Origin of the sequence: Streptomyces coryli, from assembly GCF_011044975.1 — a bacterium.
GTDB lineage: Bacteria > Actinomycetota > Actinomycetes > Streptomycetales > Streptomycetaceae > Streptomyces > Streptomyces coryli.
Window position 1 is genome coordinate 1 of record NZ_JAAKZV010000131.1, and the last position, 21892, is coordinate 21892.

Below are 21892 nucleotides of genomic sequence, written 5' to 3' on the forward strand. Positions count from 1 at the left end.
TGGCGGGACCGTGGACGGTGGTCTTGATGACGGGGGGACCACGGGGTGGCCGGAGCCTGAATAGGCAAGCGAAAGGGGGCGTCCTCCTCGAGGACGCCCCCTTCCGCTTGCTCCGGCTCTGCCGGCCTGGGCGGCTACTCCGCCAGCGCGCGCTTGACCGCGGCGGCGACCCGGCCGCCCTCGGCGCGGCCCGCGACCTTCGGGTTCACGATCTTCATGACCTGGCCCATGGCCCTCGGGCCCTCGGCACCGGCCGCCTTCGCCTCGGTGACGGCATCGCCGACCAGGGCGTTCAGCTCGTCGTCGGAGAGCTGCTTCGGCAGGTACTCGTCGAGGACGCCGTGCTCGGCCCGCTCGCGCTCCGCGGACTCCGCGCGCCCGCCCTTGTCGAAGGCCTCGGCCGCCTCGCGCCGCTTCTTCGCTTCGCGGGTGATCACCTTCTGCACCTCGTCGTCGGAGAGCTCGCGCGCCGTCTTGCCCGCGACCTCCTCCTTCGTGACAGCGGCGAGCGTCATCCGGAGCGTGGCCGAGCGCAGCTCGTCACGAGCCTTGATGGCAGCGGTGAGGTCGTCCTTCAGCCTGTCCTTCAGCGTGGTCATGCGCCCGAGTCTGCCACGGTCGGTGGGCCCGCCCGTACCGGAATTCCGCCCTTCAGTTGCGTCTGCCACGATGGAGAGATGCGAGCGCGATACGGAGTACCTCTCGGCATCACCGCCCTCGGCGCGGCCTGCGTCGGCTATGCGGCGGGGGTCGAGGTCCGCTCCTTCCGGCTGCGGCGGGTGTCGGTCCCGGTGCTGCCGGCGGGGATGGCGCCGCTGCGGATCCTGCACATCGCCGACGTGCACATGGTCAGCGGCCAGCGGAAGAAGCAGCGCTGGCTGCAGTCCCTGGCGGGGCTGCGGCCCGACCTGGTGGTGAACACGGGCGACAACCTCTCCGACCCGGAGGCCGTCCCGGAGCTGCTGGACGCGCTGGGCCCGCTGATGTCGTATCCGGGCGCCTACGTCATGGGCTCGAACGACTACTACGCGCCGAAGCTCCGCAACCCCGGCCGCTACCTCGCCGAGAAGGTGCGCGGCGTGCACGGCCTGAACGGCAAGAACGACCCGGCGATCGGGGTGGCCCGCAATCCGTGGGAGGGCATGCGCGACGCCTTCGACTCCGCGGGGTGGGTCGGGCTGTCGAATTCGCGCGGCTCGCTGAAGCTGGACGGCCCGGCGCACAGCGGCGTCACCCTCGGGCTTACGGGCCTGGACGACCCGCACATCAAGCGTGACCGGTACGAGGAGGTGGCCGGGGGCCCGGATCCGTCGGTGGACTTCCCGCTGGCCCTGGTGCATGCCCCGTACCTGCGCGCGCTGGACGCCTTCACGGCGGACGGCTATCCGCTGATCCTCGCCGGCCATACCCACGGCGGGCAGCTGTGCATCCCGTTCTACGGCGCCCTGGTCACGAACTGCGATCTGGATACGGGGCGGGTGAAGGGGCTGTCGCGGCACGAGGCGGGCGGCCGTACGTCCTGGATGCACGTCTCGGCAGGCTGCGGCACCAACCGCTACACCCCGGTCCGCTTCGCCTGCCCCCCGGAAGCGACGCTGGTCACACTGGAGCCCGCGGCAGGAAACGGATTTTCTTCCGGGGCTGTGCGTGGGCTAGAGTAGTCCTCGTTCCACCGGGGTGTGGCGCAGCTTGGTAGCGCGCTTCGTTCGGGACGAAGAGGTCGTGGGTTCAAATCCCGCCACCCCGACGGTGAAGCAGCAGGTCAGGCCCAGTACTGAGAGATCAGTACTGGGCCTGATTTGCGTTCGGGGGGCCAAACAGGGGGCCAAAGGAATTTGGTCAAGCCTCGTCTGCAGGCGCCTCGCTTCGCTTGGCGAAGATCTCGTCCATGGCCTCCGCTCCCTGCGTGATGACCGGCCGGAGCTGCTTGCGGTAGACCGCCTCGGTCGGTGGCCTGACTGGTGTGCCCGACAAGCTGCGCGATGCGCTCCAGTGGGATGCCGTGATCGGAGAGCAGCGAGACAAAGCTGTGCCGCAGCTCGCGGGGCGTCCACTCCGGCTCAAGTCCCGCCTTCTTGGCGATGGCCTTGAAGTCCCGCCGGACGTTCGCCGCATCGAGCGGTTCGCCGCTCCGTGTGGTGAAAACGCGGCCGGTCGGACTCCACGCCTTCCCCTTCGAGGCGCGCTCCTGCTTCTGCAACCGCTTGTGCGCTTCGAGCACGTCCACCACCTGCTTGGGCAGAGCGATGGTCCGGCGGCTCTTCCTCGTCTTGGTCTCACCGTGCTTGCGCACAGAGCGCAACACCTGCTCCTGCTCGGACACGAGCGGGGCCGGCGGGCGGCTCACCTCGATGTAGCGGGCCACCTTCGTGCGGCCCCAGTCGATGTAGACCCCCCGTGCGGCGAGCGTCGGCTGAAGCCGCTTGAGCCGATCCGAGAGCACCTTGCCCGTGGTCGGCCACCCTTTCGGCAGAGCACGGCAGTCCTCCCCGACGTACAGACGCGTCAGGCAGTGCAGCCACTCAGCAGAGGTCATCCGCTGTTCGCTGCCCGACTCCATCCCGCCGGCGTGCTCGAGTACGGTCTGCGCAAGCAGGTCGCCCTCAATGACGTCATCGTTGAGGTCGTCCAGGCTCCGCCGGTACGCGGAGAGCGCCCCGAGGCCGGTGGCCGCATCGAGCTGCGCGCACAGGTGCGCGAAGTCGGCCATGCGCAGGTCAGTGGGGATCTCGGCATCGGCCGCACGGACCTTGACCGTGAGGTCGAGCAGGGAGCCGAGGACTACCGGCAGGATCTCTTCGTACTCCGCCCACAGCTCCGCCTCGGTCCGCCGGACCTTGGGCCGCTCCAGCCGCAACGGCAGGAGCCGTTCGGCCAGGTCGGGCCGGATCACACCGACGTCAATGCCGGTCAGCAGCATGGGCCGCCGGTCAGATCAAGAACGGCGAGTACATCCCCGGGCAGCAGCTCCCGGAGATCCGCGACCTCGTACGAGATGGGCACGGCTCGAAGGACACAGTCAGCAAGGCGTACAAGGCGCTCGAAGCACAGGGTCTGGTCACCTCGTCGCGCGGTCACGGCACACGCGTGCGTGAGCAGACACCGCTCAAGCGGCTGGGCATCGCGCGCTACGACAAGGCCAAGTGGCGAGACAGCGACGAGGTCGCGTTCATCGCGGACCGTGTGGCTTCCGGTCGGCCGTATCAGAGGAACGAGCAGACTCAGACGGTCGACCTCGTGAAGGCATCGCGGCTCGTAGCAGCGGCGCACGGTCTTGCCGAGGGGGCGCCGGTGTATGCGCGCGCTCGCCTCGTACGCGAGGGGGCCCAACCGACCCACACCCTGACCAGCTACTACCGCCCGGAGCACGTCGAGGGAACCCGCATCGTGGACCCCACACCCGGCCCGGCCGGCCGCGGTGGCGGCTTCCGCGTGCTGTACGACGCGGGATACGAGATCGACCACATGAAGGAAGTGATCTTCGGCCGCGTACCGACAACGGAGGAGGTGAAGCAGCTCAAGCTCCCGCCCGGTGAGCCGGTCGTGGAGCTGCACCGCACCACCTTCACGGCGGATGGCACAGTGGTTGAGTTCGCCATCGGCATCCATGCCGCGTCGCGGTTCGCCTGGGAGTACGACTTCAAGGTGCCGGACTCGGCAAAGCAGGAGGACGAAGAGCAGTGATCTCGGCGCAGGCATGGGCGGATGCCGAGATTCTCTGGGACTTCCAGAAGATGAATCACGAGCTCCGCCCGTGCTCAGTCGCCATCGGCCTCGGCAGCCATGACCTCGGCGTCGCCGGCGTCACAGCCGACCTCTACCACCGTGGGATGGCACCGCTCATCGTGTTCACTGGCGCCACGAGCCGAACCACCCGCGACCGAATGCCGCGTGGCGAGGCGGAGCACTACCGGGATCGCGCACTGGAGCTGGGTGTTCCCGCGTCGGCGATCCTCGTCGAACCGCGCGCGAGGAACACCGGGGAGAACATCCAGTTCTCGCGTGACCTGCTGGAGAGGCGGGCGATTCCCGTGGCCTCGGTGCTTCTCGTCAGCAAGCCCTATGAGGAGCGTCGGGCCTACGCCACAGCGCGCAAGCTCTGGCCAGATGTGGATGTGGTGAGCGCAAGCACGCCCATGCCCTTCGAGGAGTACACGACGTCGATCGGCGATGCCCGACTCGTCATCGACATGCTTGTCGGTGCTCAGCAGCGCGTGGCCCTGTACAGCGAACGAGGGTTCACGATCAAGCAGCACATCCCCCGCGACGTGGAGGACGCCTTTAGTCGGCTCTGCCGAGCCGGTTTCTCGAATCGGCTTGCATCGGATCAGCCGCAGGCATCGTAACTGCCGGGGTGAGCTGTGCGGCTGTCCGTGTCCGCGTCGAGCCGGCGTTGCTGCGCTGGGTGCGCTACTGGTGGGACAAGCGCTGACACTCGATGCGGAGCTGGCGGCGTTCGTTGCCCGGGTACTCCAGGGCTGACGGAATGGAGCCGGGACAGTGGCTCGGCCAACCCAGGTCATCGCCATTCGTAGAGCAGTACCCAGGGGAGTCCCCTGGGTACTGCGCTGCTCTCAATTAATGGTCATTGTAGAATTCGTACCATTTCTTGCTCCCCGCCTTGCAGTCACTGTAGATGTCCTTCGTGATGCAAACCAAGACGTCGTACCAGCGGTTCTCCATCATGCCGCCGCCGGTGTTCACGTTCGTGTAGCTGCAGTCGCCGTTGTTCTTTGAGTCGTAGACCTGGGAATACTTGTTTCCATCGGTGCGCTTGAATGCGATGGCGTAAGCCATGTATCCGTCACTGTCGATATCACAGATCTTGATCCAGTCACCGTTCTCCTCGATGTACGCCTTCGCGCCCCGAGGGCTGGCGTCAGCGCTATACCAAGGGCCGTGATCCCAGTCGATGGCGCTGGCAGGGCTCATGGTGAGAGCTCCCATAGCTGCACCCATGACGAGAACTGGTATTACGCGACGGGCAATGATGCGGGTGAATGGCATGCATCCTCCGAGTCGAATTAATTTCGACCGCACTATAACAGCTGAAGTCAACCCGCAATAGTCGTTTCGGTGTACTCCATGGGCGCATATGTCGTTTTCGTCGCTTTGGGGATGCAATGGGGACGGCGATTGGTGACAAAGAATGTTGCCACCGATAGTTCGTCGAACTGAGATTGGCCACTGGATTGGTTCGCCGCGCGGTGCATCGGGCAGCGGTCACCCCGCGGTCAGCAGTTCAGCACCCGTACGACCGTCTTTGCGGCTGATGCGGCTTGAGTCGCGGTGGCCCTTGAAGGAACTAGCACGCAATGGGGTCGAACGGCATCCAGCCCTCTGCCTCGTGGCCAGCCTCCGGCCAGGACTGCATTGTGTTCGGGCCACGGATCAAGGGACCAACATCTCAGAGGTTACGTACCGGCTGACAGCTGGACGCTCTTGAAAGCCGCGCCGACGGAGGTCAGGCCACGGAATCGGTGCCCGCCCCCAAGGTCACGGTGTCCCGACCCAAGGTCACTCAGACACCTGATCGCGTTCGGGACGAAGAGGTCGTGGGTTCAAATCCCGCCACCCCGACGGTGAAATAGCAGGTCAGGCCCGGCGCTGAGAGATCAGTGCCGGGCCTGATGTGTTGTGTGGCTCCATGGTGGGCGGGAACAGCCGACCGGGTCGGCGCGGTTGCATCGTACGGAGGGCCGGCGGGGCGCGGGCGGGGGGCGCGGAGCCGGGCACGTGGACCGAGATGTACTTCTGCTGGAGGACTGCTTCATGACTGACCGGCCCTTGACGCTCATGGCCGTACACGCCCATCCCGATGACGAGGCCACCGGGACCGGCGGGGTGCTCGCGCGGTATGCGGCGGAAGGCATACGCACGGTTCTCGTGACGTGTACCGACGGCGGTTGCGGTGACGGGCCGGGGGGTGTGAAGCCGGGCGAGCCCGGGCATGACCCGGCGGCCGTCGCCCTGATGCGCCGGCAAGAGCTCGAGGCGAGCCGTGACGTGCTGAAGATCAGCGAGCTGGAGCTGCTGGACTACGCCGACTCCGGGATGATGGGCTGGCCGAGCAACGACACCGCCGGCTCCTTCTGGCAGACCCCGGTGGCCGAAGGCGCCGCCCGGCTCGCGGAACTCATGCGGCACTACCGCCCCGATGTGGTCGTCACCTACGACGAGAACGGCTTCTACGGCCACCCCGACCACATCCAGGCCCACCGCATCACGATGGCGGCGCTGGAGCTGACCGAGCTGACGCCGAAGGTGTATTGGACGACGATGCCCCGCTCGGGGATGCAGCGGTTCGGCGAGATCATGCGCGAGCTTCATCCGGACATGCCGGAGCCGGATCCCGCCGAGGCCGCCGCGATGGCCGAGATCGGCCTCCCCGACGATGAGATCACCACCTGGGTGGACACCACCGCCTTCAGCGGGCAGAAGTTCGACGCGCTGGCCGCGCACGCCAGTCAGGGCGAGAACATCTTCTTCCTCAAGATGGGCAAGGAGAGGTTCGGCGAGCTGATGGGCATGGAGACCTTCGTACGGGTCAAGGACGCCACCGGCGCGGCCGTTCCCGAGAACGATCTCTTCGCCGGGCTGCGCTAGCTTTCCGCGGGCCGCGAGCGCTCGCGCAGTTCCGCCTCGATCAGGTCCGCTGCCTGGGGTGTGCCGCCCTCGGCGAGGGTCTGGGTGCGGAGTTCGGCGCAGCGGCGGGCTACCTCCGGGTCGGTGAGCAGGGTGTGGATGGCCTTGCGGAGGGCCTCGGGGGTGGCCTGTTCCGTGGGGAGGTGGGTGGCCACTCCCAGGGACTGGAGGATGTCGGCGTTGCCGAACTGGTCCGCGGCCTGGGGGACGCAGACCATGGGGGTGGCTGTAGCCAGGCCTTCCTGGGAGCCGCCTGCGCCGGCGTGGGTGATGAAGGCGTCGGCGTGGTCGAGGATGGCCCGCTGGGGGACCCAGCTGTGGGTCTCCATGTTGGGCGGGATGTCGCCCAGTTCCTGGGGCGTTACGTGCTTGCCGATCTGGAGGATGACGTACCAGTCGGGGTCGTTGCCGAACGCCTCGATGCAGGAGCGGTAGAACGCGGGCTGCTTGGTGAAGGTGGAGCCCAGCGAGACCAGGAGCAGCTTGCGGCCGGCGGCCGCCGCCGGGGGTGTCCAGGCCGGTGCTTCCTCGGTGCGGGTGCGGTGGCAGGCGCCGACGAAGGTGTAGCGGGTCGTGTCGACGCGGTCGGCGTTGGGCTGCAGGGCGCGGGGGATCAGGACCAGGCAGCGGTCGGGGCGGCCCATGAAGTCGTCCGCGGTCATGGACTTCAGGCCGTTCTCGTCGAGCCAGTCGCGCCAGCGGGTGTAGTACGCGCGGCCGCGTTCGGTCGACTTGATCTGCTCGGTCATCGGGGCGCCGACCTCCTGCTCGTAGCCCTCCCAGGCCACCATCGCCGGGGAGAGCTGGACGATCGGGACGCCCCAGTCGTGGGCGAGGACGCGCGCCGGGTACGAGGCGATGTCGTACAGGACCAGGTCGGGCTCGTCGTCCGCATAGGCCTCGCGGAGCTGCGGCAGGGCTTGCACCGCGTCGTTGAAGAACGGCTCGACGTAGTCGATGATCTCGGTGCCCCAGGCATCCGGGTCGTCGTCCGTGGGCAGCGTGGAGCGGTACGGCTTCGGCTCGGCGCCGGCGGAGCGGACCAGGTCGACGAATCCGCCCTGGTCGGGGATCGCGTACGTGACGCGGTGGCCGCGGGCGGCCAGCTCGCGGATCACCTCCAGGCTCGGGTTGACGTGGCCGTGGGCGGCGACGGAGAACATCGCGATGTGGTGGGGGGTGGTTGCGTTGGTGCCGGTCATGCGATGTGCCCTTTCGTGCCGGTGTGGTGCTAGCCGCGCAAGGTGACTTTGAAGCTGCGGCCGTAGGCGTGGTGCGTCCGGAACTCGACCAGCGTGCCGCCGGGGACCCGGGACACCCGGACGCCGTCGTCCGCGGAGATCTTCGTCAGCGTCCGGCCGCGCAGCAACACCTTTATCGTGTCCCGGTCCATGGTCGGGTCCGACCCCGCCAGCTGTGTCAGGCCGTCCGCGCCGCGGCGCTGCAGGACCGAGGCCGGGCCGTCGATGCTCAGGCCCGCGGCCTCGTGGCGGCCCCGGGTGAAGGTGTTAGCGGCGGTGAGGCCGAGCCCCGTGTGGCGTATGGCCTGCAGGCGCGGGGAGTTGGCCACGACCGACAGTGGGCCCGTCCCGTACGAGCGCAGCTTCGCCTCGGTGGCGTTCGGGACCAGCGCGTAGGCCAGGGTGGCCGGCTCCGCGTCCACGGACTGGGCTGCGACGGCGGTGAAGACGCGCATCGTCGCGGAGGTGTCGGGGTTGGTCAGCCGGACCACGCGGCGGCTGCGGGTGACCTCGTCGAGGGTGATCTTCAGCTTCGGAGCGCGGGAGGAGAGGAGGGCATAGCCGACCGCCGTCTTGCGGGTGGCATTCGCCCAGCGCAGCCAGCGGGCCGTCGCCTCCCCCGCGCCCGAGAAGCCGGAGCCGTCGGTGAGTTCGCCCGTCACCGTCACGTCGTCCGCCGGGGCGGCGACGCGGGCGTCGAGGGTGGTCGTCACCGCGCGGCCCGCCTCGTCGCCGATGCCCGCGGCCAGGACCACGATCTCGTCATCGAGCATGAACCAGGACTTGGTGGCGCTCGCCGCCCGGTAGACGACGAAGTCGTCGGGGAGCTTGGCGCGGTCGGCATACGCCACGTCGCTGGAGAGGGTCATCGCGGCCGTCCCGTAAGCGTCCAGGACCGCGCCGCCGGAGACGTCGTTCGTGCCGCGCGGGAAGTACACGTACTTGTTCTGCGACTCGGAGGACGAGGTGAAGTTCAGCGGGTGGCCGGGGTTGTCGTACCAGAGCTTGCCGCCGTAGAGCTGCGGGACGGTCTTGCGCTCCTCCACCGGGGCCGTGACGCCGGCGAGTTCGTACGGCGAGACGGTCGTGTAGTAGTCCGCGCCGAAGGCCTGGGTCTGGTCCTGTCCTGACAGGTAGAGGTAGTGCGCGCCGTCGCCCTGGAACCAGGGCATCAGGTTTTCCCCGCTCATGTACTCGTACTTGCTGATCCGGTCCGAGCTGCGGGCGAGCGCGAAGGCATAGCCGGGGCGGCGGTGGACGTGCTTGTCCATGGCGTTGAAGGCGACGCTGCGGGCCGGCGGGTTCAGGTCGGCCGGCTTGACCGAGGAGTCGGCGAGGATGTCGGCATAGCGCACCACGCTCATCGGCGAGACGAACTTCGCCGGGTCGAGCGGCGTCGGGGATTCCGCGTGGATGTACTTCACGTAGCCCTTGAGGGCCGCGGCCGCCTCGCCCGCCGAGTAGTCCGACAGGTCCGTGACCGCCTCCACGACCACCGCGACATCCGCGTATCCCGTGGTCGTGGCGCGGGAGACCGCGCGGCCCTTGACCACCTCCATCATCCAGCCCTCGAAGATCACCGGGGCGAAGCCGTTCTTCACCCAGCCCTGCACCACGGGCGTCAGCTCGTCCGTATTGGCGAAGGGTGTGCCGTCGAGGATCTTCAGCGTCTGGACGACTCGGGTGAGCAGCACCTTCCCGTACGAGCCGGTGTAGGCGACCGAGCTGTGCTGGATGAAGGAGCCGTCGGCGTAATACCCGTCCGTGACGTTGTGCTGCAGCTGATACGGGTCGATGGTCGCGAAGACCGTCAGCTGGTTCTCCAGCGCCTTGGTGATCCGGGCCTCGTCGCCGAGGAGGGCGCCCTGCAGGATGCGGTTCGTGGTGATGTCGGCGAGGTTGGCGCCGGTGTGGAAGCGGGAGTCGAGGTCGACATCGCCGTCCTTGCCGTTGCGCAGATACGCGTCCATGGACGTGACATACGTACGCACCAGGTCCGGGCGGTCGGCCGCGCCCTGGCCGGAGAGCAGCGCGAACGTCTTGGTGACGCTGGCGGGGATGGCGATCTCCCAGTTGTGCCAGTTGCCGTAATAGCCCTTCGACTGGTCGCCGAAATAGCGCTCGTGCAGCCACACCAGCGCGTCGGCGACCTTGGCCTGCGTCTCCGCGCTGCCGTTGAGGCCGCCGCCGGGCGTACGGGTGGCGACGGCGATCTCGTAGACCTTCAGGTACGAGGAGTTGAGGTTGGGGTCGCTCGTGCCCAGCGGGAGGCCCTTGAACAGCTCGCCCTCGCCGGCCTCCGCCATCGCTTTGAGGTTGGCGCGGGCGGTGTCCTCGATGGCCTTGAGCTTCGCGGCGGCCTCCGGGCGGGCGTTGGCCTCCGCGGTGCCGGCGAAGATCGCGACGGTGTTGGCGATCAGCTTGGCGAAATCCGCGCTGCCGGCCGCCACGGCGGGCAGCGACGGGAGGACCGCCAGCAGACCGGTGGCGGAGAGGAGCGAGAGCATGCGCCTGCGGGTGATCTCCATTGCGGCCTCCCCGGTTCGGTATTCCGTACGACGCAGGGAGTCAAGCAGCCGCGAGAGGCGGCGACAAGCGCTTGTGGACAACCCATCTCCGCAACCCCCCTGTGGACAAGCGGGAGTTCGTTCCGCACCGAAACATCGGCTCTCTAGGCTGATCGCATGGACATCCTGTTCGCCGTGTTCGGGGCGGGACTCGCGGCCGGCGCGGTGAACGCCGTCGTCGGCTCCGGCACCCTGATCTCCTTCCCCGTCCTGCTCGCCACCGGCCTGCCGCCGGTCACGGCGACCGTCTCCAACGCGCTCGGCCTGATCCCCGGTTCGATCAGCGGCGCGATCGGCTTCCGCCGGGAGCTGCGCGGGCGCGGCCGGCTGCTCCTGAAGCTCGGCGCGGGGGCGGCCGTGGGCGGCTTCTCCGGCGCGATCCTGCTGCTCGCCCTCCCCGCGTCGGCCTTCGAGCGGATCGTGCCGGTGCTGGTCGGCCTCGCCCTCGTCCTGGTGGTGCTGCAGCCCTGGATCAGCGCCCGCCTGCGCGACCGCCGGCGCGCGAACGGCACCGCCCCGCGCAAGGACGGCGGCCCGCTGCTCATCGCCGGCATCGCGCTCGCCAGCGTCTACGGCGGCTACTTCGCGGCCGCCCAAGGCGTCATCTACATCGCCCTGATGGGCATCCTCCTGGACGACACCCTGCTGCGCCTGAACGCCGTCAAGAACGTCCTCGTCGCCCTGGTCAACGCCGTCGCCGCCTGCTTCTTCCTCTTCGCCGCCGACTACGACTGGACGTCGGTCGGCCTGCTCGCCGCCGGTTCTGCCATCGGCGGGCAGCTCGGCGCCGCCTTCGGGCGCCGGCTGCCCCAGGGCGTGCTGCGCGGGCTGATCGTGGCGGTCGGATCGGTCTCCCTGGTCCAACTGGTGTGGCATTGAGGCGGCTTCGGCGGAAGCTACGGGGCCGGGCCCCCGGCTTTTGTGGCTTCACCACATGCATCCGCTTTCCCACCCGTCGCTAGCGTCGAACGATGGCAGCCACTGACACCTATCGCCGCGTCATCGCGCTCACCGGCCCCGCCCTCCCCGTGCTGTCGTTCCTCGGGCGACTCCCGGTCGCGATGATCCAGTTCGGCAGCGTGCTGCTGGTGGCCGAGACCAGCGGGTCGCTCGGCACGGCCGGCCTCGTAGGCGGTGCGCTCGCCGTCGGGCAGGTGGCCTGCGGCCCACTCGTCGCCCGGCTCGCCGACCGGCGCGGGCAGCGGCCGGTCGTGCTGTGCTTCGCGCTGCTGAACGCCGTGGCCGTGGCGGCCCTCGTGGCCGCTTCTATGGCTGACCTCCGCTCAATAGTGCTCACCCTGCTCGGCGCCGCGGCCGGCGCCACCGTCCCGGCGATCGGGCCCCTGGCGCGCAGCCGGCTCGTCACCCTGGCCCGGCAGCGGGACGGGGCGGACGAGCAAGTCATCGGGGCCGCCATGTCCCTTGAGGGCACGCTCGACGAGACGGCGTTCGTCCTGGGCCCGGCGCTGGTCGGGCTCGCGGCGGTGGTGGCGCACCCGGCGGCCGCGCTCGCCCTGGCGGCGGTACTGGTGGCGGCCTGCGGCTCCGCCTTCGCGCTGCATCCGACGGCGGAGCTGGCCCGTAAGGCCGCCCCCGCGGCGAGCAGCGCGCCGAAGCGCGCGCCCGCACCACCCCGCGCCGTCTATCTGCTGTGCGCCTCGCTCGCCCTCCAGGGCGCCATGTTCGGCGCCGCCCAGGCCGGAATCGCCGCCCTTACGGAGGAGTTGGGGCAGCCCGAGCAGGCCGGGCTCGTCTACGCCGCCATGGGCGTGATGAGCGCCGTGGTCGGCCTCGGCATGGCCGCCGTGCCGGCCCGCTACGGGCTGCAGCTGCGCCGGCGGGTGGCCACCGGCGCCGGGCTGCTGCTGTCGCTGCCGCTTCTATGGGCGCACAGCCTGTGGGCGCTGTACGCCATCGTGGTCGTCCTCGGCATCACCATCGCCCCGCACTTGATCTCCGTCTTCGGACTGACGGAACGCGCCGTACCGCCGGTTCGACTGGGCCAGGCGATGGCCTTCGCCACCAGCGCGCTCGTCGGCGGGCAGGCGCTGTCCGTGGCGGTGTCGGGCCGGCTGGCCGAGGCGTACGGACCGGCCGCCGCCTTCGGCCTCGGCGTCGTGGCGATGGGGCTGTGCTTCGTGCTGGCGCTGGGCAGGGCCGCGGGCGCCGGCACGAAGCGCGAGGTCACACGGTCAGCACGATCTTCCCGCGCGTACGCCCCTCCTGGTTGAGCCGCCAGGCCTCCGCTGCCTGGTCGAGCGGGAGGGCGTGGTCGACGTTGACGGTGAGCTTCCCGGCGTCGGCCAGCCCGGAGAGCGCCTCGAGGTCGGCCGCGTCCGGGCGGACCCAGACGTAGTGGCCGCCCTTGGCCTCGGCCTCGCCGTCGGCGATGGAGGCGATCCTGGACGGGTCCTTGACCAGGTCCTTGGAGATGTCGACGGCGTCGCCGCCGACGAAGTCGAGCGCCGCGTCCACGCCTTCGGGCGCCAGCGCGCGCACCCGGCCGGCGAGGCCTTCGCCGTACTCGACGGGCTCGGCGCCGAGGGAGCGCAGGAAGTCGTGGTTGCGCTCGCTGGCCGTGCCGATGACGCGGGCGCCGCGGGCGACGGCGAGCTGCACGCCGAGGGAGCCGACGCCGCCCGCGGCGGCGTGGATGAGGACGGTGTCGCCGGCGGCCGCGCCGACGCGGTCGAGGGACTGGTACGCGGTCAGCCCGGCGAGCGGCAGGCCCGCCGCCTGCTCCCAGGAGAGCGCGGCAGGCTTGCGGGCGAGGGTGCGTACGGGGGCGGAGACGAGCTCGGCGTACGTGCCGTTCTGGGCCCAGTCCTTGCGTACGTAGCCGATGACCTCGTCGCCGGGCTTGAACTCGGTGGCGTCGAAGCCGGTGCGGACGACGACGCCGGAGACGTCCCAGCCGGGGATGAGGGGGAAGCCGGACTCCATGATCGGGTCGAGCCCGCCGGAGGCGAGCTTCCAGTCGACCGGGTTCACCCCGGCCGCCTTGACCTGGATCAGGACCTCGCCCGGGGCGACCTTGGGGTCGGGGAGATCGACGGTACGGAGATCGTCGGCGGAGCCGAACTGCTGCAGTGCGATGGCCTTCATGCTCCGTGCAGCACGACGACGGATGGATTCATTCCGGATGCGGCTTTCGTGTGGTCAGGCGCTACTCCGGATGAGTTATCCACAGGCTGGGGCCGCCGCGAGCGAGTTGTCGGTGCCGGCGAGCAGAATGTGGGGCATGGACGAGAACGCACAGACCAGCGCAGGGACCGGCGGGGCGCCGGCGGCCAAGCCCTCTGACATGCCTGAGTGGGAGCAGCGCTTCCGGGCCCCGCGCGTCGGGCTGCCCGAGTGGGCGGAGGACGCGCCGGACAGGTCGCTGTTCGTGTCGAACGCGACGGGCACCTTCGAGCTGTACGCGTGGGACCGCGGCACCGGCGAGCAGCGCCAGGCCACCGACCGGCCGAACGGCACCACGGACGGCACCCTCACGCCCGACGGCGAGTGGATCTGGTGGTTCTCGGACACAGACGGGGACGAGTTCGGCGTGTGGATGCGGCAGCCGTTCGCGGGGGCCGCCGCGGGCCGGGACCAGCCGGCCGCGTCCGGCCTCGAGGCGTCGTATCCGGCGGGCCTCGCCCTGGGCCGGGACGGCACGGCGGTGGTGGGCCGGTCCACGGACGAGGAGGGCACCACGATTCATGTGGTCCCGCCCGGCGGCGAGCCGTGGGTGGTCTACCGGCACCGTGAGTCGGCGGGCGTCGGTGACGTCTCGTACGACGGCAGGCTGCTCGCCATCGAGCACACCGAGCACGGCGACGCGATGCACTCCGCGGTGAAGGTCGCGGTGCTGGGCGAGCACAGCGAGGTCTTCGCCGAGCTCGACGACACCGAGGGCGGCACCGAGGAGCTGGGGCTCGAGGTGCTGGGCTTCGCGCCCGCGGCCGGGGACAACCGGCTGCTGATCGCCCACCAGCGGCGGGGGCGCTGGGAGCCGGCGATCTGGGATCCGGTGGCGGCGGAGTTCACCGACCTGCGCCTGGACCTGCCGGGGGACGTGTCGGCGCAGTGGTATCCGGACGCCACGGGCCTGCTGATCGCGCACACCTATCAGGCCCGCAGCGAGCTGTACCGCTATGACCTGGCCTCCGGCAGCCTGTCCCGGCTGGACACCCCGCCGGGGACGGTCTCGGGAGCCACGGCGCGGCCGGACGGCTCGGTGGAGTTCCACTGGTCGTCGGCGGCCGAGCCGGCTGTCGTGCGGAACGACCGGGGCGAGGTCGTGCTGCAGGCGCCGGGGATGAAGCCGCCCGCCTCGCGGCCGGTGGAGGACGTGTGGGTGGACGGGCCCGGCGGCAAGATCCACGCACTGGTGCAGCGGCCGGCGGGTGGCTCCGGCGACGGCCCGTATCCGACGATCTTCGACATCCACGGCGGGCCGACCTGGCACGACAGCGACGCCTTCGCGGCCGGTCCGGCGGCCTGGCTGGATCACGGCTTCGCGGTCGTACGGGTCAACTACCGCGGCTCGACGGGCTACGGGAGGGAGTGGACCGACGCGCTGAAGCACCGCGTCGGCCTGATCGAGCTCGAGGACATCGGGGCGGTGCGGCAGTGGGCCGTCGAGTCGGGGCTCGCGGACCCGGAGAAGCTCGTTCTGTCAGGCGGGTCCTGGGGCGGCTATCTGACGCTGCTGGGCCTGGGCGTGCAGCCGGACGACTGGACGCTGGGGCTGGCCGCCGTCCCGGTCGCGGATTACGTGACGGCGTACCACGACGAGATGGAGGCCCTGAAGGCCATGGACCGCACGCTGCTCGGCGGCACGCCTGAAGAGGTCCCGGAGCGCTTCGAGGCCTCGTCACCGCTGACGTACGTGGACCGGGTGCGGGCCCCCGTCTATATCTCCGCGGGGGTCAACGATCCGCGCTGCCCGATCCAGCAGGTGGAGAACTATGTGGTGCGGCTGCAGCAGCGCGGCCATCCGCACGAGGTGTACCGCTACGACGCGGGGCACGGCTCGCTGGTGGTGGAGGAGCGGATCAAGCAGTTGAGGCTGGAGCTCGACTTCGCTCTGAAGCACCTGGGTCTTCAGGATCGTCGGGGGTGATGCCGAGTTCAGCGTCCCGGGCGAGCTCCAGCTCGCGGCGGAAGAGGCGGAACCACATGAAGAGCACGAAGGCGGCGAAGACGAACCACTCACCGGTGTAGCCGAGGTTCTGGAAGGCCTTGAGGTCCAGGCCGCTGTCCGGCGGGGCGGTGGCCGGGACCGGGGTCATCCCGTCCGAGGCCTTGGTCAGGGTGACCCAGGCGTTGTGCACGGGGTAGTCGACCATGTTGATCAGCGAGGCGGCGCTGATCACGCCGAGCTGCCCCTGGGGCAGGCCGCCGGCGGCGTTCACGCCCGGGGAGCCCTGCGACTCGGAGGACTGCAGGTCGCCGGTGACGGTGACCTCGCCCTTCGGCGGGGCGGGCGCCTTCGCCGGGTCGGCCTTGCCGGGCAGCCAGCCGCGGACGACGGGCAGCGCCTTGCCGTCGGGGCTCGCCTCGCCCGCCGCAGCCTTGCCGTCGCCCCCGTCCGTGCGCAGCATCGTGAGGACGTAGAAGCCGTCCTTGCCGTCGACGGTGCGGTCGGGGACCAGGAACTGGTCGGCGTACCGGCCGGTGGCGGTGGCGGGCTTGCCGGAGGTCGCCTTGTCCACGGGCAGCAGTTCGGCGAGCGGCCGAGCCCCCGAGGCCTTGCCGTCGCGCTGCTCGGTGACCTGCTCGTGCGTATCGACCCGGTCCTCGAAGCGGCTGAGCTGCCAGCTGCCCATGAAAATGCAGAACGGGATGGAGAGGACGAGGAAGGCGTTGATCCCCCACCAGCGCGGGGTCAGCAGGAACCGGTACACGCCTCTACGGTACGGGAGCGGCATCAGCGGCTGTGCGCCGCCGTCCGCGCTGCGAAACCGGCTTACGGAACCGCCTTACGAAACCGGCAGCGCGTCCGTGTAATACACCGTGCCGCCGCACACATCCGGCACCGTCGTCGTCGCCGTCGTGTCGCCGCCCGGCTCCGGGGTGTTGGTGAGCGTCAGCTCGCCGCCCTCCGTGCCGTCGCCGCCGGTGCCGCCCGTGGAGCCGTCGCCGGTGGAGCCGGTCGCGCCGGTCGGGCCGCCGTCGGTCTCGCCCACGGCGCCCTCGCCGTCCGGGTCGGCCTGGGGGACGCCCTCGGCCGTCGTCTTCGGCTCCTCGGTCGTGGCGGGACTCGGCGTGGAGCCGGACTTGCAGCCAGCGTCGCGGTCGACGGCGGGGACGAAGGCGAAGCGCACCACGTACGACTCGCCGGCCGCCAGCACCACCGGCTTGCCGGAGGACGCCGGCAGCAGGTCGGCGGCGGGGTCGCCGGGCTCATGCGGCGCCACGGCCACGCTGGCGGTGCTGACCTCGCCGTCCGTATCCACGTTGACGTCACCGGGGTCGCTGACCGCGCAGGAGGACTGCGAGATGTTCTTCATCGTGAAGGAACCGGTTATCCGGCCCTTCGCGTCCGGCTGTCCGCTGCTCGCCTGGGCCGCACCCAGCTGCCCGGCGACACAGCCCGGCGCTGCCACAGTGGAGTCATCCGAGGAGCCGGACTCGCCCGCGCCGCCCGTCCCTCCCGGCTTTTGGGACTCCTTGTCCTTGCCGTTGCTGCTCTGGGAGGCGTCTCCGGAGCCGGGGGACTTTCCGGGCTCGCCTCCGCCGCCGTTTCCCGGGGTGCTGCCACCCGGTTCGTGGCTGCCGCCCGCCTGCGGCTTGCTGCCGGACGGGCCGTCGATCACGCCGGAGCCGATCAGCGTCGGCACCGCGGCACCGATCAGCACCACCAGCGCCGCCGCCCCCACCGCGAGCTGCCGCTTGCGCGCCCGCCGGGCCGGCACCGCGTACTGCAGCCGCTCCAGCGCGTCCGGTGCGGGCTCCAGCTCGCCGACGGCGCTGTGCAGGATGCGGCGCAGCGCCGCCTCCTCGCCGGTGGCCGAGGCCGACGGCGGCCCGGCGTCCCCGCCCCCGCCTGCGCTCGTGCCCGATGCACCGAGGCCGCGCAGCTCCTCGTCCAGTCCGCGCATCTCCTCGTCCAGGGCGCGCAGCGGATCGTCGGGGCGCCGCGGGTCCCGCGGCCCCGGGACCCCCGATCCGAAGTGCTCGTTGCTCATGCCGGCGCCCCCATGGCGACTCGCAATGCGGCAATGCCCCGCGAACCGTACGCCTTGACGGAGCCGAGCGAAATCCCCAGTACCTCCGCCACCTGCGCCTCGGTCATGTCCGCGAAGTAGCGCAGCGAGAGCACCTCGCGCTGCCGCCGCTGCAGCCCGCGCATCGCCTTGATCAGCTGATCGCGCTCCAGCAGGTCGTACGCGCCCTCCTCGGCGCTCGCCATGTCCGGCATCGGCTTCGAGAGCAGCTTCATCCCGGTGATGCGGCGGCGGAGCGCGGAGCGCGACAGGTTGACGACGGTCTGGCGCAGATAGGCGAGCGTCTTCTCCGGGTCCTTGACCCGCTTACGGGCGGAGTGCACGCGGATGAACGCCTCCTGCACGACGTCCTCGCACGAGGCGGTGTCGTCCAGCAGCAGCGCGGCGAGGCCGAGCAGCGACCGGTAGTGCAGCCGGTAGGTCTCGGTGAGGTGATCGACGGTGGTGCCCTCGGCCATGGCTTCGTCAGCGCCCGCGGCGGCGGACGACGGCACCGCGGACGGCCCCGAGACCGGCCAGGGGGCGATCACGGGCATGCCACCGCTCGGTGCGCGTCCGCTGGGGCGGAACGACGGACCGACGGCGGGAATGGTCGCAATGCTGAGTGCCTCTGCCACGCCTGTTTGACACGCTGCCCCCCGTCAGGGTTGTACGCGTGAGGCATCATCACAGAATCTGCACCCCATGCACTCATGCGTCCCAACTCTTCCTCATATGCCCCATTTTGACGGTCGTCTTTGACACGGGCACACGAAACCAAGACGTCCCCCGCCGGACCTGCGGTTGCAGTCGGCGGGGGACGAAATAGTCGAACGAATCGCTGGTCAACAGCAAGTGGTCCGGACCAACGGTTGGGTCACATCTGGACTTATGAGGGCCCTAGATGGGGGCGTAACCCCACCAACCGGACAGAACTCAGCGGCCCGTACCGCCGTAGACCACGGCCTCATCGGTCTCGCTGTCGAGGCCGAAGGCGGTGTGCACGGCGCGGACCGCGTCCTTCACCTCGTCTTCACGAGTGACCACCGAGATGCGGATCTCCGAGGTGGAGATCAGCTCGATGTTGACACCGGCGTTGGACAGCGCCTCGAAGAAGGTCGCGGTGACGCCGGGGTTCGAGCGCATGCCGGCGCCGACGAGCGAGATCTTGGCGATCTGGTCGTCGTAGCGGAGCGACTCGAAGCCGATGTCCGGCTGCGCCTTGGTGAGCTTCTCCATCGCGCGGTGGCCGTCGGTCTTCGGCAGCGTGAAGGAGATGTCGGTCAGGCCGGTGGCGGCGGCCGAGACGTTCTGCACGACCATGTCGATGTTGATCTCGGCGTCCGCGATGGAGCGGAAGATCATCGCCGCCTCGCCCGGCTTGTCCGGCACCCCGACGACCGTGATCTTCGCCTCGGACGTGTCGTGCGCGACCCCGGAGATGATCGCCTGCTCCATGCCTTCTCCCTTTTCTCCCTCGGGCCGGTTGCGCACCCACGTGCCCGTGTGTCCAGAGAAGGACGAGCGTACGTGGATGGGCATGTTGTAGCGGCGGGCGTACTCGACGCAGCGGCCGAGCAGCACCTTCGAGCCGCTGGTGGCCAGCTCCAGCATGTCCTCGAACGGAATCTCGTCGATCTTGCGGGCCTTCTTGACCACCCGCGGGTCGGCGGTGAAGACCCCGTCGACGTCGGTGTAGATCTCGCACACCTCGGCGTCCAGCGCGACGGCCAGCGCGACGGCGGTGGTGTCCGAGCCGCCGCGGCCGAGGGTGGTGATGTCCTTGGTGGACTGGGACACGCCCTGGAAGCCGGCGACGATCGCCACCGCTCCCTTGTCCACGGCCTCCTTGATACGGCCCGGGGTGATGTCGATGATCCGCGCCTTGTTGTGCACGGAGTCGGTGATCACGCCGGCCTGGGAGCCGGTGAAGGACAGCGCCTCGTGGCCCAGTTTCTTGATCGCCATGGCCAGCAGCGCCATGGAGATGCGCTCGCCGGCGGTCAGCAGCATGTCGAACTCACGGCCGGACGGGATCGGCGAGACCTCTTCGGCCAGCTCGATCAGCTCATCGGTCGTATCGCCCATCGCGGAGACCACGACGACCACCTGGTGGCCGCTCTTCTTGGCTTCGACGATGCGCTTGGCGACGCGCTTGATGCCGTCGGCGTCCGCAACGGACGAACCGCCGTACTTCTGCACGACTAGGCCCACGGTTGGCGCTCCTCGCAAAGGTATGTCGGTCGGCTCATTCTAACGAGCCGGCCCAGACCCTCCCGGGCCCGTCTCACGGGGCAAGACCACCGGCTCAGCGGCGAACCCTGCCCCGCGCGGGCCGGTCCATGCGAGGTCGTAAGGCAGGTCACACTGCCTGTGGGTGCACGCCCCCCGGCGCGGAGGCGCTCACGCGCTCAGGTTCGTACGGACCTGAGCGCTCAGGTCCGTACGAAGCGGAGTGCTCAGGTCCGTACCGACCGCAGCCCCAGCGGCTCCGCGATCTCCTGGACCATCACCTTCCCGGCCTCCTCCTCCAGGCTGCCGTCGTCCAGCGCGGCGTCCGTGTCGGTGTCGAGGCCGTCCAGCTCGTCCAGCGGCTTGTCCAGGCGGACGTGCACCACCAGCGACTGGAGCGCGCGCAGGCAGGCGCTCGCGGTCGGTCCCCAGTTGGAGAGATACGAGAACTGCCACCACCACAGCGCCTCGCTGACCCGGCCCGCGCTGTAGTGCGCCATGCCGTGCCGGAGGTCGGTGAGGATGTCGGCGATGTCGTCGGAGATCCGGCAGGCGACGGGGGCGCTGCGCGGCTCGTACGGGTCGAAGACCTCGGAGTACACGTCGACCGGGTCCAGCATCTCGGCGAAGCGCGCCCGCAGCTCGTCCACGTCCGGCTCCGGCCCGGTGTCCGGCTCGTACCGCTCGTCCGGCACGAAGTCCTCGTGCGCGCCGAGCCGGCCGCCGGCCAGCAGCAGCTGCGAGACCTCGAGCAGCAGGAACGGCACCGCGCTGTCCGGCTCGTCACCCTTCGCCAGCTCGGTGACGGAGACCAGGAAGCTCTCCACCTGGTCGGCGATCTGGACCGCGAAGCTGTCCGGGTCCTGAGTGGCGTTGTGGAGTGTGGCGTCAGACATCGAGCAAGCGCCTCCCTTCAAAGGCCCGCCCCAGCGTGACCTCATCCGCGTATTCCAGGTCTCCCCCCACGGGGAGCCCGCTCGCCAGCCGCGTCACCTTCAGGCCCATGGCCTTGACCATGCGGGCCAAGTAGGTGGCGGTGGCCTCTCCTTCGAGATTCGGGTCGGTGGCCAGGATCAGTTCGGTGACGGTGCCGTCGGCGAGCCGGGCCAGCAATTCGCGTATCCGCAAGTCGTCCGGGCCAACCCCCTCGATCGGGCTGATCGCCCCGCCGAGGACGTGATACCGGCCACGGAACTCGCGGGTGCGCTCGATCGCCACGACGTCCTTCGGCTCCTCGACTACGCAGATGACGGAGGGGTCGCGGCGCGGGTCGACGCAGACCCGGCACTGCTCCTCCTGCGCGACATTGCCGCACACGGAGCAGAACCTGACCTTCGCCTTCACCTCGGTGAGGGCGTGCGCGAGCCGGCGGACGTCGGCCGGCTCTGCCTGCAGGATGTGGAAGGCGATCCGCTGCGCGCTCTTCGGACCGACGCCGGGCAGCCTGCCCAGCTCGTCGATGAGGTCCTGAACTACGCCTTCGTACACGCGGATTGCCTTCCTGGGTCTTGGTGGGGGTCGCTCGGTCCGTTCAGAAAGGCATCCCCGGCATGCCGCCGAGGCCCTGGGCGAGCGGGCCGAGCTTCTCCTGCTGGAGCTGCTGGGCGGCTTGGTTCGCGTCGCGGACGGCGGCGAGGATCAAGTCGGCGAGGGTTTCGGTGTCTTCGGGGTCCACGGCCTTCGGATCGATGGTGAGGTCCTTGAGCTCACCGCCGCCGGTCACCGTGGCCTTGACGAGGCCGCCGCCGGCCGTGCCCTCGACCGGGGTCTCGGCCAGCTCCTGCTGCGCCGCGGCGAGATCCTGCTGCATCTTCTGGGCCTGCTGCAGCAGCTGCTGCATGTCGGGCTGGCCACCACCGGGGATCACTGCGTGCTCCTGCTTCGTCGACTGCGCGCGGTTCATTTCGCTCTTGCGAGCCTACGTGTTACCCGGGCCGCGCGCTCTACGCCGAACGGAGGACACGATCCCTCCGGGGGTGTACGCGCGGGGGTGGGGGCTGTCTCTTATACA

General features: G+C 69.9%; 19 protein-coding genes, 1 tRNA gene and 2 pseudogenes. 8 read left to right on the plus strand and 14 right to left on the minus strand.

From position 1 onward, the window contains the following. Window positions 1-134: 134 nt before the first annotated feature. On the minus strand, window positions 135-599 hold the full coding sequence (locus G5C51_RS25350; protein ID WP_165240520.1) for a GatB/YqeY domain-containing protein: 465 nt from the start codon (window positions 597-599) through the stop codon (window positions 135-137). Between the two features lie 78 nt (window positions 600-677). Here G5C51_RS25350 and G5C51_RS25355 point away from each other — a divergent pair, with 78 nt between their 5' ends. Further along, window positions 678-1661, plus strand: coding sequence for a metallophosphoesterase (locus G5C51_RS25355; RefSeq protein ID WP_165240521.1), 984 nt, complete (start codon window positions 678-680; stop codon window positions 1659-1661). A 12-nt stretch (window positions 1662-1673) separates the two neighbouring features. Next, window positions 1674-1747, plus strand: a tRNA-Pro gene (locus G5C51_RS25360). Between the two features lie 15 nt (window positions 1748-1762). Here the strand turns inward: G5C51_RS25360 and G5C51_RS25365 are convergent. Continuing rightward, window positions 1763-2323 carry a tyrosine-type recombinase/integrase gene (locus G5C51_RS25365; RefSeq protein ID WP_420824853.1) on the minus strand — a complete coding sequence of 187 codons (561 nt, stop codon included), beginning with the start codon at window positions 2321-2323 and terminating at the stop codon, window positions 1763-1765. Next, window positions 2309-2929 (minus strand): annotated as a pseudogene (locus G5C51_RS25370) (ATP-binding protein); the annotation flags it as partial. The gene G5C51_RS25365 and the pseudogene G5C51_RS25370, both read right to left, overlap by 15 nt. 5 nt (window positions 2930-2934) lie before the next feature. Between G5C51_RS25370 and G5C51_RS25375 the strand changes: the two are divergent. Continuing rightward, entirely contained in the window at window positions 2935-3684 is a 750-nt protein-coding gene (locus tag G5C51_RS25375; RefSeq protein ID WP_165240536.1) for a UTRA domain-containing protein, read from the plus strand. Continuing rightward, a complete protein-coding gene (locus tag G5C51_RS25380) occupies window positions 3681-4346 on the plus strand; it encodes an ElyC/SanA/YdcF family protein (protein WP_165240522.1) in 666 nt (221 codons plus the stop codon). Before G5C51_RS25375 ends, G5C51_RS25380 begins: the two co-directional genes overlap by 4 nt. 232 nt (window positions 4347-4578) lie before the next feature. On the opposite strand, the gene G5C51_RS25385 is transcribed toward G5C51_RS25380, so the two are convergent. Then, window positions 4579-5007 carry a hypothetical protein gene (locus G5C51_RS25385; protein ID WP_165240523.1) on the minus strand — a complete coding sequence of 143 codons (429 nt, stop codon included), beginning with the start codon at window positions 5005-5007 and terminating at the stop codon, window positions 4579-4581. Window positions 5008-5772: 765 nt separating this feature from the next. Here G5C51_RS25385 and G5C51_RS25390 point away from each other — a divergent pair. Further along, window positions 5773-6606 carry a PIG-L family deacetylase gene (locus G5C51_RS25390; protein WP_165240524.1) on the plus strand — a complete coding sequence of 278 codons (834 nt, stop codon included), beginning with the start codon at window positions 5773-5775 and terminating at the stop codon, window positions 6604-6606. On the opposite strand, the pseudogene G5C51_RS25395 reads toward G5C51_RS25390, so the two are convergent. Beyond that, window positions 6548-7847, minus strand: a pseudogene (locus G5C51_RS25395) (macrolide family glycosyltransferase). The gene G5C51_RS25390 and the pseudogene G5C51_RS25395 sit on opposite strands and share 59 nt — an antisense overlap. Window positions 7848-7876: 29 nt before the next feature. Next, a complete protein-coding gene (locus tag G5C51_RS25400) occupies window positions 7877-10414 on the minus strand; it encodes a polysaccharide lyase family 8 super-sandwich domain-containing protein (RefSeq protein WP_165240525.1) in 2538 nt (845 codons plus the stop codon). A gap of 156 nt (window positions 10415-10570) precedes the next feature. Between G5C51_RS25400 and G5C51_RS25405 the strand changes: the two genes are divergently transcribed. Both G5C51_RS25405 and G5C51_RS25410 read left to right on the plus strand, forming a co-directional pair. Next, complete coding sequence (locus G5C51_RS25405) at window positions 10571-11332, plus strand: sulfite exporter TauE/SafE family protein (RefSeq protein WP_165240526.1); 762 nt, start codon at window positions 10571-10573, stop codon at window positions 11330-11332. 92 nt (window positions 11333-11424) lie between these two features. Continuing rightward, the gene (locus G5C51_RS25410; protein ID WP_165240527.1) at window positions 11425-12684 is read left to right on the plus strand and encodes an MFS transporter; all 1260 of its coding nucleotides are present in this window, start codon (window positions 11425-11427) and stop codon (window positions 12682-12684) included. Here G5C51_RS25410 and G5C51_RS25415 read toward each other — a convergent pair. Then, on the minus strand, window positions 12638-13558 hold the full coding sequence (locus G5C51_RS25415) for an NADP-dependent oxidoreductase (RefSeq protein ID WP_165240528.1): 921 nt from the start codon (window positions 13556-13558) through the stop codon (window positions 12638-12640). The two genes, G5C51_RS25410 and G5C51_RS25415, sit on opposite strands and share 47 nt — an antisense overlap. 199 nt (window positions 13559-13757) lie before the next feature. Between G5C51_RS25415 and G5C51_RS25420 the strand changes: the two genes are divergently transcribed. After that, on the plus strand, window positions 13758-15563 hold the full coding sequence (locus tag G5C51_RS25420) for a S9 family peptidase (protein WP_206314310.1): 1806 nt from the start codon (window positions 13758-13760) through the stop codon (window positions 15561-15563). Here G5C51_RS25420 and G5C51_RS25425 read toward each other — a convergent pair. The 7 genes from G5C51_RS25425 to G5C51_RS25455 form a co-directional block, all read right to left on the minus strand. Then, window positions 15496-16347: an SURF1 family cytochrome oxidase biogenesis protein gene (locus tag G5C51_RS25425; protein ID WP_165240530.1), complete on the minus strand. Its 852-nt coding sequence runs from the start codon at window positions 16345-16347 to the stop codon at window positions 15496-15498. The two genes, G5C51_RS25420 and G5C51_RS25425, sit on opposite strands and share 68 nt — an antisense overlap. A 75-nt stretch (window positions 16348-16422) precedes the next feature. After that, on the minus strand, window positions 16423-17631 hold the full coding sequence (locus G5C51_RS25430) for an anti-sigma factor (protein WP_165240531.1): 1209 nt from the start codon (window positions 17629-17631) through the stop codon (window positions 16423-16425). Beyond that, window positions 17628-18287: a SigE family RNA polymerase sigma factor gene (locus G5C51_RS25435; RefSeq protein ID WP_420824852.1), complete on the minus strand. Its 660-nt coding sequence runs from the start codon at window positions 18285-18287 to the stop codon at window positions 17628-17630. The genes G5C51_RS25430 and G5C51_RS25435 overlap by 4 nt, the downstream gene beginning before the upstream one ends. Before the next feature lie 298 nt (window positions 18288-18585). Continuing rightward, window positions 18586-19863, minus strand: coding sequence for an aspartate kinase (locus G5C51_RS25440; RefSeq protein ID WP_165240533.1), 1278 nt, complete (start codon window positions 19861-19863; stop codon window positions 18586-18588). A 245-nt stretch (window positions 19864-20108) separates the two neighbouring features. Continuing rightward, window positions 20109-20777, minus strand: a complete 669-nt coding sequence (locus G5C51_RS25445) for a DUF5063 domain-containing protein (protein WP_165240534.1) — start codon at window positions 20775-20777, stop codon at window positions 20109-20111. Further along, the gene (gene recR / locus G5C51_RS25450; RefSeq protein WP_165240535.1) at window positions 20770-21369 is read right to left on the minus strand and encodes a recombination mediator RecR; all 600 of its coding nucleotides are present in this window, start codon (window positions 21367-21369) and stop codon (window positions 20770-20772) included. Before recR ends, G5C51_RS25445 begins: the two co-directional genes overlap by 8 nt. A gap of 43 nt (window positions 21370-21412) precedes the next feature. Next, the gene (locus G5C51_RS25455) at window positions 21413-21748 is read right to left on the minus strand and encodes a YbaB/EbfC family nucleoid-associated protein (protein WP_165240538.1); all 336 of its coding nucleotides are present in this window, start codon (window positions 21746-21748) and stop codon (window positions 21413-21415) included. Window positions 21749-21892: the final 144 nt, after the last annotated feature.

Bases quoted from the DNA above. Each gene is read 5' to 3' on its own strand.
- G5C51_RS25385 (WP_165240523.1), bottom strand. From the start codon at position 5,007: ATGCCATTCACCCGCATCATTGCCCGTCGCGTAATACCAGTTCTCGTC.
- G5C51_RS25350 (WP_165240520.1), bottom strand. From the start codon at position 599: ATGACCACGCTGAAGGACAGGCTGAAGGACGACCTCACCGCTGCCATC.
- G5C51_RS25445 (WP_165240534.1), bottom strand. From the start codon at position 20,777: ATGTCTGACGCCACACTCCACAACGCCACTCAGGACCCGGACAGCTTC.
- G5C51_RS25420 (WP_206314310.1), top strand. From the start codon at position 13,758: ATGCCTGAGTGGGAGCAGCGCTTCCGGGCCCCGCGCGTCGGGCTGCCC.
- G5C51_RS25355 (WP_165240521.1), top strand. From the start codon at position 678: ATGCGAGCGCGATACGGAGTACCTCTCGGCATCACCGCCCTCGGCGCG.
- G5C51_RS25430 (WP_165240531.1), bottom strand. From the start codon at position 17,631: ATGAGCAACGAGCACTTCGGATCGGGGGTCCCGGGGCCGCGGGACCCG.
- G5C51_RS25415 (WP_165240528.1), bottom strand. From the start codon at position 13,558: ATGAAGGCCATCGCACTGCAGCAGTTCGGCTCCGCCGACGATCTCCGT.
- G5C51_RS25410 (WP_165240527.1), top strand. From the start codon at position 11,425: ATGGCAGCCACTGACACCTATCGCCGCGTCATCGCGCTCACCGGCCCC.
- G5C51_RS25405 (WP_165240526.1), top strand. From the start codon at position 10,571: ATGGACATCCTGTTCGCCGTGTTCGGGGCGGGACTCGCGGCCGGCGCG.
- G5C51_RS25390 (WP_165240524.1), top strand. From the start codon at position 5,773: ATGACTGACCGGCCCTTGACGCTCATGGCCGTACACGCCCATCCCGAT.
- G5C51_RS25400 (WP_165240525.1), bottom strand. From the start codon at position 10,414: ATGGAGATCACCCGCAGGCGCATGCTCTCGCTCCTCTCCGCCACCGGT.